The following is a 12667-nucleotide window of genomic DNA, read 5'->3' as shown; positions in this document are numbered from 1 at the left end:
ATTTATCGAACTTTGAGGTGTCCTAAAAAGGGGAAGCCTACACTAACATTTTCTTTAGCCTTAATTTGGTGTGATCCAGAACAAGAAATCTAATTATAATTTTATATAAAAAATATGAGTTATTTAAACTATGTTGAAAACGAATCTAAAGATTTAAGTTGCTCTATGGATGGTGTATATGTATATTTAATTGCTTATTCAAAAAACAGAAAAATAGTTTTTTAGTATTATAGATATCATTATACATAACCCGATTACAAATTGAGAGAATTTTTATATGATTATTATACATTTTTAACGAAGAGCGTAGAAATATTAGCTTTTGTTGTAAGTCTTATAGTCTATAAAAAATATAAAAACACTCCAGTCAAATATTTTATTTGGTTTTTGGGTTGGATAGTCTTTGTTGAAACCATTGGTAATTATCCACGTCATTTAAAGGATTATAATTTAGAGTATTTAATAGAAGGAACTTTAATAGAACGCAATTATTGGTGGTACACGATATCTTGGGCATCAGTTGCAACCATATTTTATTCATGGTTTTTGAGCCAAAAGTATGATTCAAACACGTTAAAAACAATAATAAAATTTTGTATATATGGCTATGTTTTGACTATGTTAGTGACTGCAATAATTGATTATAAACTTTTTTTTGAGATTAGGCCAACCTATATAACAGTCTTAAATGTTGCTATTATAATTTTAAGCACAGTTTCTTATTTATATAATTTGTTAAATTCTGAAAAATTATTAAATGCTTTTAAGTCTCTTTATTTTTATGTAGCTATAATTTTGTTAGTTTGGTGGCTAATTACTACTCCATTAAACTTTTTTGAAGTTTATAATTCAGATTCTGATTGGGATTTTGTAACAATTAAATGGACAATTAAATTAATTGCAAATATCTTTATGTATTTGGGTTTTGCTTTTGCATTAATTTTTTGCAAACCAGAAAGCGAATGAGTTGTATATAAATTATGATTTAAAATCGAATTATTTGATTAGGATATATTTATGTAATATATTACAAAAGATTATCCCAAATAAGAAAAATTTTTATGAACCTTTAGTATATAAGCCTTTTAAAGGATGAAAGACGTTCTGTTACAACATTACATGTATGTAAATTTGGCTGTTATTTTAATTGCTGCAGTAACAGGCTTATTGTCTTTACATAAGTTTAAACAGTCACCAGTTAGTTACTTTATTTATTTCTTGCTGTATGTGTTTATAACACATGTATTGGGCTCTTATGCAAGAATTTTAAATTACTTTAATAGCTATCATATTATTGAAAACACGGTTTTTAGGTTTAATTTTTGGTGGTTTACGCTAACCTGGTATATAGGTTCTGCCATGTTTTTTGCATGGTATTACAAAAAATTGTTAAAAAACAACTTTTTAAAAAACATTTTGCAATACGCTTTGTATGTGTTTCTTGCTGTTTCCATAGGAAGCATTGCTTTAAATTTTCAACATTTTTTTGATGGTACCTTTAAATTGATTCGTATTGGAAACATGTCCATTATCATGTTAAGTGCTGTGTTTTATATTTATGAATTACTTCATACCGAAAAAATACTTGAGTTTTATAAAGACATTCATTTTTATATAAGTGGCATCCTATTAATTTGGTTGCTGCTAACCATTCCTTTGGTACATTTTGTATGTGGCAACGCAGCAACAGATCCCAATCAAGCTGAATTAAAGTGGTTGATCATGCTCTATGCCAATATCTTTATGTATTTATCTTTTTCATTGGCCCTAATATTATTAAAACCTAACAATGACCAAGCTTATTAATACTTTTTTGCAAGCACAACCTTCGGTGTCCACCTCAGCAGAACGTTATTTGCTAATTTATATGATTGGTGTTTTGCTTATAGTAACTTCCTTGGTCGTGATATTTTTTATTGTTTTTCAAAAGCGAAAGAACAAGCTTTTATTGGACAAGATAAGACAACAACAAGCCTTTGAAGAAGAACTTTCCATAACTCAAACCGAAATCCAAGAACAGACCTTAAAACATATTGGTTGGGAACTTCACGATAATGTTGGTCAGTTATTGGCTTATGCCAGCATGCAATTAAACATGTTGGGAGCAAAAATTCCGGAAGACTTGAAATCCACTTTAGACCTAACCACAAGTACCATTAAAGAAAGTTTAAAGGAGGTACGTTCCTTGTCCAAATCCTTAAACAATGATGTGATTTTGAACATTGGTTTTGAAAAATCCATAACCAATGAGTTAGATCGATTAAAACGCATGAAATTTGCTTCGGCAGAGCTTCATATTAAAGGAAACAAAAGACCCTTGGATAATAAAAAACATGAAATTATTTTATTTAGAATCCTTCAGGAATTTTTTTCAAACTCGGTTAAATATTCCGAAGCCAACAACCTAAAGGTCACTCTGGAGTATTTAGATGATAAAATGATTATTATAGCCTCGGACGATGGCAAGGGCTTTGACGTGGAAACTGCCAAAAAAGGGTCTGGACTCATTAATATGAAAAGTAGGGCAGAACTTATAGACGCTACTTTCCAAATGCACTCCAAACCCAATGAAGGCGTGCAACTTCAAATAGAATATCCTTTATTGGAAAGCGCAACTGTAGGTTAACGATTTAAGATAGAAGTTGAATTCGAATTTGAATTTATTTTAGACAAGCATCCCAAACAGGATCTTTTGGCAATGGTGCAGTTACATCTATAAAATTGTTTGAAACAGGATGTGTAAATTGTAGGCTCCTGGCATGTAGACTAATGCTTGCGTCTTTATTGCTTCTGTCAAACCCATATTTTAGATCCCCTTTAATGGGACAGCCCATACTTGCCAACTGCACACGTATTTGATGATGTCTGCCTGTTTCCAAAGTAACTTCCAAAAGATAATAGCTATCCAATTTTTTAATTACTTGATAATGAAGGACGGCTTTTTTCCCTTTAGGAATTTCATTGGGATATGCTGTGGATTTGTTGTTTTTAGGATTCTTTTTTAACCAATGAATTAAAGTGTCCTCTGTTTTAGGTGGTTCTTGTTTAACCAAAGCCCAATAGGTTTTTTGGGTTTTTTTGTCTGCAAACAGTTTATTTAACCTAGGCAAGGCTTTGCTGGTTTTAGCAAACAAAACCACTCCAGTGGTAGGTCTGTCCAGTCTGTGTACCACGCCAAGATAAACGTTGCCAGGCTTGTTATATTTGTCTTTAATATAATTCTTTACAACATCACTTAAGGGTTTATCTCCAGTTTTATCCCCTTGCACAATGTCACCAGCACGTTTATTTACAATGATGATATGGTTGTCTTCGTATAAAACTTGAAGGTTTTCTTTATTGGAAAGTATTTTATCTGAAGTTTTTGCCACAAATACAGGAATAATTTATTTTATTAATAAACCAAGAACCAAGAACCTTAAACCTTGAGCTTTCAACCTTAATACTGCTCCTCACTGTTAGGAAAATCTTCGGTTTTCACATCTTCCACATATTGAGAAATGGCAGCTGTCATATCTTCATAGAGGTTCATATATCGTCTTAAAAAACGTGGATGAAATTCATGGGTCATGCCTATCATGTCGTGTAAAACCAAAACCTGACCATCTACACCATTTCCTGCTCCAATGCCAATAATAGGAATGGAAACACTTTTTGCAACCTCTTTGGCTAATTTGGCAGGTATTTTTTCCAATACAATGGCAAAACAACCAGCTTTTTCTAGCATTAGAGCGTCTTCTTTTAATCTTTTGGCTTCTTCTTCTTCTTTGGCACGAACCGTATAAGTTCCAAATTTATAAATGGATTGTGGTGTTAATCCCAAGTGTCCCATGACTGGAATTCCAGCATTCAAGATACGCTTTATGGACTCCTTGACTTCTTTGCCACCTTCCAGTTTAACAGCATGTCCACCAGATTCTTTCATAATCCTAATGGCAGAGCGCAAAGCTTCTTTAGGATCACTTTGGTAGCTTCCAAAAGGCAAATCTACAACCACCAAAGCACGTTCTACAGCCCTTACTACCGATGAGGCATGATATATCATTTGGTCCAAAGTAATGGGCAAAGTGGTTTCATGTCCAGCCATGACATTACTTGCCGAGTCTCCAACCAAGATAACATCTATACCAGAACCATCTACAATTTTTGCCATGGTAAAATCGTAGGCAGTGAGCATGGATATCTTTTCGCCATTGGCTTTCATATCCACTAAAGTTTTTACGGTAATTCTTTTGTATTCTTTTTTTGCTACAGACATATAGGTACTTCTTTTTAATAGGAACGCATCTTGATTTTTTCCGTTTCATAAAATTGAATGAAATAGAACAAATTTCTTTTCATTTTCGGTATGAACAAAAAACCAAAATGAGTTCAGGCTGTAAAAGTACTAAATTAGATACTTAATGTTAAACTTTTCTTTAAAGTCTTTCATATAGCTACATGTTGAACTACTTTAGTTCAAAACCAATTAATTATGGAACGCGTTATTATTTTTCTGGTCTTACTGATTACGACCACTATTACAGCACAAAACAAAGCCGAAATGGACTTAAAAAAAGCAATTGACACTTTTTTTGAAGGTTTTCATAAAGGGGATACCTTACTTATGAAATCTGTGATGTATAACAACATGTTGACACAAACAACCTATAAAGACAGAGAGGGGAAAGGGAAACTGGTAACAGATGATGTTGCAAAAATGATACAAACCATTGCCAACAGACCAGCAGACCAAAAGTGGGAGGAACGCTTACTGGATTATAACATTCAAATAGATGGAACCATGGCTCATGTTTGGACACCTTATGAGTTTTGGGTAAACCATCAATTTAGTCATTGTGGCGTGAATTCGTTTCAACTTTTTAATGATGAAGGCCAATGGAAAATTATATACCTTATGGATACTAGAAGGAGAGAAGGGTGTAACCAATAAAACAGTTTTCAGTCTTAGTGTTTTGTAGGCAGTATAGATAAACTAAAAACTTTCGTCTGTCTGGAAACTGATAATTTGTAAACGATTGAAATGGGTTTTTAACAATCAGATAAATTCACACCAACAGCCAAACCACCTTCACTGGTTTCCTTGTATTTGGAATTCATATCTTTTGCTGTTTCCCACATGGTAGCTACCACTTTGTCAAAGGGCACCTTTACATTTTCGGGATTGGTGTCAATGGCCATTTCAGCTGCATGTATGGCTTTCATGGCTCCCATGGAGTTTCTTTCAATACAAGGAATCTGAACCAAACCACCAATAGGATCGCAGGTTAGGCCTAAATGGTGTTCCATGGCAATTTCAGCCGCAATTAAAACCTGTTCCGGAGAGCCACCCAACAATTCGCACAAGGCTCCAGCAGCCATGGCAGACGATACGCCAATTTCAGCTTGACAGCCTCCCATGGCAGCACTTATGGTTGCCCCTTTTTTAAAGATGCTTCCTATTTCTCCAGCAACCAATAAAAAGCGTTTTATATGTTCAAAATTAGCGTCGTGGTTTTCTATAACCATATAATACATTAAAACCGATGGAATGACACCAGCACTACCATTGGTAGGAGCCGTAACCACACGTCCCAAAGACGCATTTACTTCGTTGACACTCAAAGCAAAACAGCTTACCCATTTTAGGATTTGTCTAAACTTAACTTCGGTTTTTCTTATGGTTTCCAACCATTCCTGTGGGTCGGCATAAGGCAATTCACCTTTTAAATTTTGATACATATCGTAAGCGCGACGTCTTACGTTTAAGCCTCCAGGCAAGTTGCCTTCCGTATGGCAACCAATATACATGCATTCCAACATGGTCATCCAAATTCGCTGTAGCTCAAAATCTATGGTGTTTTCATCCCTTAAGGATTTTTCGTTTTCCAAAACAATACTGGATATTGGCATGTTCAACTGGTTGCAATAAGCAATCAGTTCTGTTCCTTTGGCTATGGGATAGGGAAAGGTGTTTAGAAATATCTCCTTGTTTTTTTTAGAGTTCTTTCGCTCTTCTTTAACTACAAAACCTCCACCTATGGAATAAAAAGTGGATTTGGATTTTCTGCCATTAATGGTTGCAGTGAACACCAATCCATTGGCATGATATGGAAGAAACTTTCTGTTGAACGTAATTTGGGTGTCTGGATTGAAAGGTATGGATTTTTCATTATTGAAAAATAAAACGTGATTGTTTTTAATGGAGCTAATGATGACCTCAATGGTATCTGTAGGGATTATTTCAGGGTCAGCACCACTTAATCCCAACATCACAGCATAATCTGTGGCGTGTCCTTTACCTGTTAAAGAGAGGGAACCATATAAATCAACACTAATATGTTCCACAGCATCAAATTTGTTGCTGGCTTTCAATTCTTTAATCCAACGTTCTGCAGCACGCCAAGGGCCCAAGGTATGTGAACTAGAAGGCCCAACACCTATTTTTAACATATCAAAAACCGAAATACACTCCATAATCCGTCAATTTATATAAATAACAAATATAAAGTCTTTCTTTCAATTAAAAGATAATTCATCTGGGAGTTATCAAGAATTTTCCGATTAAGCACTGGACCTTTTAAAAACCCATTTAAACAAGGTTCTTGTTTTTTTATGTGACATCCTGTCAGATTTTTTGACATGGCATAATCATTGACTTATACATACCGAATTTAAAACAGATTATTCAACACTTTATTTCCGTGAAAACGGAAAACTAAAACAAATTATAAATTATGAGTAAAATTATTGGAATCGATTTAGGAACAACCAACTCTTGCGTTTCTGTTATGGAAGGTAACGAGCCAGTTGTTATCCCAAACGCAGAAGGTAAACGTACAACACCATCTGTAATCGCTTTTGTTGATGGAGGCGAAATTAAGGTTGGTGACCCAGCAAAACGTCAAGCAGTTACAAACCCAACAAAAACGGTTTATTCTATTAAGCGTTTTATGGGGAATAAGTATTCTGAATCTAAAAACGAAGCAGAACGCGTACCATATAAAGTAGTTAAAGGTGAAAACGATACACCTAGAGTTGATATTGATGGTCGTTTGTACACACCTCAAGAATTATCGGCAATGATTCTTCAAAAAATGAAGAAAACAGCTGAAGATTACCTAGGAACAACCGTTAGCGAAGCAGTTATTACTGTACCTGCTTATTTTAATGACAGTCAACGTCAAGCAACAAAAGAAGCTGGTGAGATTGCAGGTTTAAAAGTTAGAAGAATTATTAACGAACCTACTGCAGCAGCATTGGCTTACGGTTTGGATAAAAAAGGAACGGATCAAAAAATAGTGGTATTCGATTTTGGTGGAGGAACACATGACGTTTCCATCCTGGAATTGGGTGATGGTGTTTTTGAAGTACTTTCAACAGATGGAGATACCCATTTAGGTGGTGACGATGTGGATGAAAAAATCATTAATTGGTTGGCAGACGAGTTTAAATCTGAAGAAGACATCGATTTACGTAAAGACCCAATGGCTTTACAACGTTTAAAAGAGGCTGCCGAAAAAGCGAAGATAGAATTATCATCTTCTGCACAAACAGAAATTAATTTACCTTACGTAACAGCCACAGCTACTGGGCCAAAACACTTGGTGCGAACTTTAACACGTTCTAAATTCGAGCAATTAATAGACGATTTGGTAAAACGTACCATTAAGCCATGTGAAAAAGCGCTTAAAGCAGCAGGCTTAAGTAAAAGCGATATTGATGAAGTGATTCTAGTAGGTGGATCGACACGTATTCCTGCAGTACAAGAAGCTGTAGAAAAATTCTTTGGTAAAAAACCAAGTAAAGGTGTAAACCCAGACGAAGTTGTATCATTAGGAGCAGGAATCCAAGGTGGTGTATTAACAGGTGATGTAAAAGACGTACTTTTATTAGACGTAACACCATTATCTCTTGGTATTGAAACTATGGGTAATGTTATGACCAAGCTAATAGAGGCCAACACGACCATTCCTACAAAGAAAAGTCAGGTGTTCTCTACAGCAGCAGACAACCAGCCATCCGTAGAGATCCATGTATTGCAAGGAGAAAGAGCTATGGCTGCCGACAATAAAACCATAGGACGTTTCCACTTGGACGGTATTCCACCAGCAAGACGAGGAACCCCTCAAATTGAAGTAACTTTCGATATTGATGCCAATGGTATAATTAAGGTTTCAGCTACAGATAAAGCAACAGGAAAATCTCAAGACATAAGAATTGAAGCTTCTTCTGGATTGACCGAAGAAGAAATAGAAAAAATGAAGCAAGATGCTGAAGCAAATGCTGAAGCAGATAAAGCAGCAAAGGAAAAAGCCGATAAATTGAATGCTGCAGATGCCATGATTTTCCAAACTGAAAGTCAGCTTAAAGAGTTTGGTGACAAATTATCTGAAGATAAAAAGAAACCAATTGAAGAAGCGCTTGAAGAATTGAAAAAAGCGTTTGAAACAAAAGACATAGCAGTTATAGATCCAGCTTTGGAGAAAATTAATGAAGCTTGGAAAGTAGCTAGCGAAGAAATGTACAAAGCCCAAACAGAAGCACAGCAAGGAGGAGCCCAAGCAGGTCCTGATGCCAATGCAGGCGGCGACGCTAACGAAGGAAGCGACGTAGAAGACGTGGATTTCGAAGAAGTGAAGTAAGCAGAGAGCCAATCCCAATTTTTTTACCGGGATTAGTTGAATAGCTTATACCGAGCTAAAATAAAAGGTCTTTTAGACTGAGTACAAATACTAATAAAACGCAATCATTTATTTGGTTGCGTTTTTTTTATGAACACCAGATTTTTTGTTATGCATGCATAATAAATTGTTATATATTTGTGTTTCATAAAATGTAATTAGAAGTTCCAATTTTTATGAAAGAAACCCCTTAAGTCATTTTAAAACAATTAAAACTCATGCAAACCAAGCTTACCCAACTTTTAAATATTAAATACCCTATTATTCAAGCTCCCATGTTTTTGGTATCGAACACAGCCATGGTTATTGAAGCCATGAAAGCAGGAATAGCAGGTTGTATCCCAGCGTTAAATTACAGAACTTTAGAAGAGTTACGTGCAGCTATTAAGGAATTAAAAGCTGCAAAAGTAGAGAATGGTTCGTTTGGGTTTAATTTAATTGTAAACAAATCCAACATTAAATATAAAGAACAATTACGCGTGTTGTGTGAAGAGGGTTGCGACTTTATTATCACCTCTTTGGGAAGTCCAGAAGAAACCATAAACAGTGCTCATGCAGTAGGAATTAAAGTATTTTGCGATGTTACCGATTTAAAATTTGCAAAAAAAGTGGAAGCCTTGGGAGCAGATGCCGCCATTGCAGTAAATAATGAAGCTGGAGGCCATAGAGGCAACCATTCCCCTGAAGAATTATTGACTTTATTGACCAAGAATCTGTCCATTCCTGTAATTTCAGCAGGAGGTGTTGGCTGTAAAGCTGATATGGATCAAATGATTAGCTATGGTGCAGCTGGTGTTTCTGTTGGAAGTCCATTTATTGCTTCAGAAGAAGCCAATGTTACCAATGAATACAAACAAGCCTGTGTGGATTATGGCGCTAAAGACATTGTAATGACACAGCGCATTTCTGGTACACCATGTACTGTTATAAACACACCTTATGTTCAAAAAATTGGAACTAAGGAATCTTGGTTGGAATCTGTTTTGAACAAAAACAAAAAACTTAAAAAATGGGTAAAAATGATTCGTTTTTCCATTGGTATGAATGCTACAACCAAAGCAGCTACCCAAGCCACCTATAAAACCGTTTGGGTTGCAGGACCCAGTATTGAGCATACCAAAGCTATTTTACCAACTAAGGACATAATTAATAAGCTTATTTCTGATTAATTTAGCAATCTTCCAAAGACATCTGTCTTTATTTCTGGCCATTCCTCCTTTAAAATGCCATAACAACAGGTATTGCGTCTAAAACCATCTTGCATGAGTGTGTCTTTTCGTAAAACACCTTCAAGAGAAGCTCCAATCTTTTCTACAGCTTTTCTGGAACGTATGTTCCTTTCATCGATTCTAAATTCCACTTTTTCAAAAAACAATACCTCAAAGGCATATTGAAGCATTAGAAACTTCATGTGTTTGTTTAATCCAGACCCTTGAAATTCCCTCCCAATCCAGGTCCAACCTATATGTAAGAGCTTGTTTTTCCAATCTATCTGTCCAAAACGAGTACTTCCTGCATACCCTTGTTTGGTTTTATCGTAGACAATAAATGGCATTGTTGTTTTATGATAATAACCATCTACAGCAGTTTGCACGTATTCTTTAAGTGTCTCTGGCGTTGAAATATCGCTGGGAGAATAGTATATCAAATCTTCTTCACTCGCTATGTTTTGTAGATGTTTGTAATTGCTCAAATCCAATAAAGTGAGTTTAACATGATTGTTTTCCAAGTGTGGTATATCCATAAAAAATAATTAAATCAAGGTATTGATAAGTTCTACATTTACAACATGCTTGCCTTTAAAAGGGATAATATTTAGGTTTTTTCCAAACATGGCTTTGGCTCTTTGGGTTTCATGTGAAATGCGTTCATTATTTAAATATTCGTCTTCCGTACCATAAATCATGGTTACTTTTGTGTTTAAAAACTCAAAGTCTTCAGGCGTTAACTCCTTGGGAATACCTCCAGAATGCAATACCAGCTGCGAACAATTTAATTTTCTTTTGGCAACATACCTCATGGCTACACTAACACCTTGGGAATAGCCTAATACAATTAAATTTTTGTCTTTAGGAAGATGTTCTGCTTCAAAAACAGCATCAAAATAGCGCATCACATTTTCGGTTTCATTTATGGTGTTTTCTTTGGTCAGCCAACTGGAACCAACATGTTTAAATTTTGGTGGTATGTAGTACTTGCTTTGTGCTTGTGGTGCAATTATATAATTTTCATTGGCATTCAACCCACTAAAGTACCTTAAAAAATACCTGCTTAAATATCCCATGCCATGACATACAAACCAAATGTTCTTGGTATGGCTGGTTAAACTATTTAAAGTTGCATAACTATTGGTAGTTGTATAGGATATTTCTTTTTCTTCTAAATTCATTTTGTACTTTTACATTTCGGTTTTAAAAATACAAGAATTCTATGCAATTATCTAAAAAAGAGACTTTAGTTGAATTAAATAAAATTGGCAAAAATACCTTGATGGAAACTCTAGGCATCGAGATTACCGATTGTGGCGACGATTTTTTAATTGCTAGAATGCCTGTTAACTCAAGAGTTTATCAGCCAGATGGCGTATTACATGGTGGCGCAACAGCTGCATTGGCAGAAAGTGTAGGAAGTTATGCTTCACATTTGTTTGCTAATTTAGACGATGTATTTGTGAGAGGTATTGAAATAACAGCCAACCATTTAAAAAGTGTGAAAGAAGGTTATGTATATGCCAAAGCAACTTTTTTGCACAAAGGAAGGACCACTCAATTATTGGATATTAGAATTACAGATGATAACGATAATTTGGTGTCTGTTTGTAGATTATCAACCATCTCGCTTCCAAAAAAGAAATAATGACTTCCGAAGTTTTTTTTGAACAAATCCAACACCAATTGGACAAGCATTTACCTTTTGTAGCCTACAGGAAGCCTGGGGAAATATTGGTAAACGCGATGCTGCAACCAACGGATGACGTTTTTACGGTAGATGATTATTCTGAAAAGGGATTTGTTTTTGCGCCTTTTGATAGCACAAAAGCAGCCATATTGATTCCTTTGGAACACTCTAAAGGGATTTCATGTCAAAACCCTCAAATAATTAAAAACAACAAAAGTCATACTAAGTACCAAGCCTTGGATTTGGATAGGGAACAACATTTGGTATTGGTTCAAAAAGGCGTGGATGCCATTAAAGCAGGTCTTTTTCAAAAAGTGGTTTTGTCCAGGATTGAAAAAACAGAACACACAATAACCAATCCAATAGAAGTTTTCAATGCCTTATTGCATCATTATCCTTCAGCCTTTGTATATTGTTGGTATCATCCACAAATAGGCTTTTGGCTTGGAGCAACGCCAGAAACATTGATTCATGTGGAAGGTTCCCGTTTTAAAACCATGGCTCTGGCAGGAACCCAAAAATTTTTAGGTACAGATAAGGTTGTTTGGCAACACAAAGAAAAAGAAGAACAACAGTTTGTTACAGATTTTATAGTTAACAGCTTAAAACCATTTGCCAACAATTTGGCAATATCTGAAGTAGAAACCATAAAGGCAGGAAACCTCCTTCATCTTAAAACGTCGATTTCTGGGACCTTAAACTTAAAAAATACAGATTTTAAACAAGTACTTTTAGCATTGCATCCAACACCAGCCGTATGTGGTTTGCCCAAAGAAGCGTCTAAACGGTTTATATTGAAACATGAACCTTACCAGCGTGAGTTTTATACCGGTTTTTTGGGAGAGTTGAACGTGCAGTTAAAAACCAACAGGAATACCAATAGAAGAAACGTGGAAAACAATGCGTATGCTTCCATAAAAAACGTTTCCAATTTGTTTGTTAACCTGCGTTGTATGCAAATTTTGAATAAAAAAACTGGAATTTACGTTGGTGGAGGCATCACAAAAGACTCTAATCCAGAAGCCGAATGGCAAGAAACCGTAGCAAAAGCAGATGTCATGAAAAAGGTATTGCAATAATTTTATTTCGTATGTCTATTTGTTACA

Annotated in this window: 13 protein-coding genes; 8 read left to right on the top strand and 5 right to left on the bottom strand. The window is 35.3% G+C overall.

The genetic code is table 11. The annotated features are described in order from the left end of the window. The first annotated feature begins 261 nt into the window (after window positions 1-261). From D778_RS12475 to D778_RS12465, 3 genes are all read left to right on the top strand, one after another. Entirely contained in the window at window positions 262-966 is a 705-nt protein-coding gene (locus tag D778_RS12475) for a hypothetical protein (protein ID WP_007651255.1), read from the top strand. Between the two features lie 126 nt (window positions 967-1092). Further along, the gene (locus D778_RS12470) at window positions 1093-1806 is read left to right on the top strand and encodes a hypothetical protein (protein ID WP_051052655.1); all 714 of its coding nucleotides are present in this window, start codon (window positions 1093-1095) and stop codon (window positions 1804-1806) included. Next, on the top strand, window positions 1790-2626 hold the full coding sequence (locus D778_RS12465) for a sensor histidine kinase (RefSeq protein ID WP_007651252.1): 837 nt from the start codon (window positions 1790-1792) through the stop codon (window positions 2624-2626). Before D778_RS12470 ends, D778_RS12465 begins: the two co-directional genes overlap by 17 nt. 34 nt (window positions 2627-2660) lie before the next feature. Here the strand turns inward: D778_RS12465 and D778_RS12460 are convergent, their stop codons facing one another. Together D778_RS12460 and panB are read right to left on the bottom strand one after the other, a co-directional pair. Then, window positions 2661-3371: an RluA family pseudouridine synthase gene (locus tag D778_RS12460; protein WP_007651250.1), complete on the bottom strand. Its 711-nt coding sequence runs from the start codon at window positions 3369-3371 to the stop codon at window positions 2661-2663. Between the two features lie 68 nt (window positions 3372-3439). Beyond that, a complete protein-coding gene (gene panB, locus D778_RS12455; RefSeq protein ID WP_007651249.1) occupies window positions 3440-4258 on the bottom strand; it encodes a 3-methyl-2-oxobutanoate hydroxymethyltransferase in 819 nt (272 codons plus the stop codon). 216 nt (window positions 4259-4474) lie between these two features. On the opposite strand from panB, the gene D778_RS12450 reads away from it, so the two are divergent. Further along, on the top strand, window positions 4475-4933 hold the full coding sequence (locus tag D778_RS12450; protein ID WP_007651247.1) for a nuclear transport factor 2 family protein: 459 nt from the start codon (window positions 4475-4477) through the stop codon (window positions 4931-4933). A gap of 98 nt (window positions 4934-5031) precedes the next feature. Here the strand turns inward: D778_RS12450 and D778_RS12445 are convergent, their stop codons facing one another. Next, on the bottom strand, window positions 5032-6456 hold the full coding sequence (locus D778_RS12445; RefSeq protein WP_007651245.1) for an L-serine ammonia-lyase: 1425 nt from the start codon (window positions 6454-6456) through the stop codon (window positions 5032-5034). A 260-nt stretch (window positions 6457-6716) separates the two neighbouring features. On the opposite strand from D778_RS12445, the gene dnaK reads away from it, so the two are divergent. Together dnaK and D778_RS12435 are read left to right on the top strand one after the other, a co-directional pair. After that, entirely contained in the window at window positions 6717-8624 is a 1908-nt protein-coding gene (dnaK, locus tag D778_RS12440; protein ID WP_007651239.1) for a molecular chaperone DnaK, read from the top strand. Between the two features lie 257 nt (window positions 8625-8881). Then, on the top strand, window positions 8882-9832 hold the full coding sequence (locus tag D778_RS12435) for an NAD(P)H-dependent flavin oxidoreductase (RefSeq protein WP_007651238.1): 951 nt from the start codon (window positions 8882-8884) through the stop codon (window positions 9830-9832). On the opposite strand, the gene D778_RS12430 is transcribed toward D778_RS12435, so the two are convergent. Together D778_RS12430 and D778_RS12425 are read right to left on the bottom strand one after the other, a co-directional pair. Then, window positions 9829-10407, bottom strand: coding sequence for a GNAT family N-acetyltransferase (locus D778_RS12430; RefSeq protein ID WP_040492423.1), 579 nt, complete (start codon window positions 10405-10407; stop codon window positions 9829-9831). The two genes, D778_RS12435 and D778_RS12430, sit on opposite strands and share 4 nt — an antisense overlap. A 9-nt stretch (window positions 10408-10416) precedes the next feature. After that, entirely contained in the window at window positions 10417-11052 is a 636-nt protein-coding gene (locus D778_RS12425; RefSeq protein ID WP_007651236.1) for an alpha/beta hydrolase, read from the bottom strand. 41 nt (window positions 11053-11093) lie between these two features. Between D778_RS12425 and D778_RS12420 the strand changes: the two genes are divergently transcribed. Next, complete coding sequence (locus D778_RS12420; protein WP_007651235.1) at window positions 11094-11519, top strand: PaaI family thioesterase; 426 nt, start codon at window positions 11094-11096, stop codon at window positions 11517-11519. Then, window positions 11519-12640 (top strand): chorismate-binding protein, encoded by a 1122-nt coding sequence (locus D778_RS12415; protein WP_007651234.1) that lies wholly within the window; start codon window positions 11519-11521, stop codon window positions 12638-12640. Before D778_RS12420 ends, D778_RS12415 begins: the two co-directional genes overlap by 1 nt. The last annotated feature ends 27 nt before the right edge of the window (window positions 12641-12667 follow it).

The organism is Xanthomarina gelatinilytica, from assembly GCF_000348685.1.
Lineage (GTDB): Bacteria > Bacteroidota > Bacteroidia > Flavobacteriales > Flavobacteriaceae > Xanthomarina > Xanthomarina gelatinilytica.
Note: the sequence above shows the minus strand (reverse complement) of the source record. Positions and strands in the feature narration are given on the sequence as shown.

Coding starts and splice junctions, on each gene's coding strand:
- D778_RS12470 (WP_051052655.1), top strand. CDS start 1,093: ATGAAAGACGTTCTGTTACAACATTACATGTATGTAAATTTGGCTGTT.
- D778_RS12465 (WP_007651252.1), top strand. CDS start 1,790: ATGACCAAGCTTATTAATACTTTTTTGCAAGCACAACCTTCGGTGTCC.
- panB (WP_007651249.1), bottom strand. CDS start 4,258: ATGTCTGTAGCAAAAAAAGAATACAAAAGAATTACCGTAAAAACTTTA.
- D778_RS12450 (WP_007651247.1), top strand. CDS start 4,475: ATGGAACGCGTTATTATTTTTCTGGTCTTACTGATTACGACCACTATT.
- D778_RS12445 (WP_007651245.1), bottom strand. CDS start 6,456: ATGGAGTGTATTTCGGTTTTTGATATGTTAAAAATAGGTGTTGGGCCT.
- dnaK (WP_007651239.1), top strand. CDS start 6,717: ATGAGTAAAATTATTGGAATCGATTTAGGAACAACCAACTCTTGCGTT.
- D778_RS12435 (WP_007651238.1), top strand. CDS start 8,882: ATGCAAACCAAGCTTACCCAACTTTTAAATATTAAATACCCTATTATT.
- D778_RS12430 (WP_040492423.1), bottom strand. CDS start 10,407: ATGGATATACCACACTTGGAAAACAATCATGTTAAACTCACTTTATTG.
- D778_RS12425 (WP_007651236.1), bottom strand. CDS start 11,052: ATGAATTTAGAAGAAAAAGAAATATCCTATACAACTACCAATAGTTAT.
- D778_RS12420 (WP_007651235.1), top strand. CDS start 11,094: ATGCAATTATCTAAAAAAGAGACTTTAGTTGAATTAAATAAAATTGGC.
- D778_RS12415 (WP_007651234.1), top strand. CDS start 11,519: ATGACTTCCGAAGTTTTTTTTGAACAAATCCAACACCAATTGGACAAG.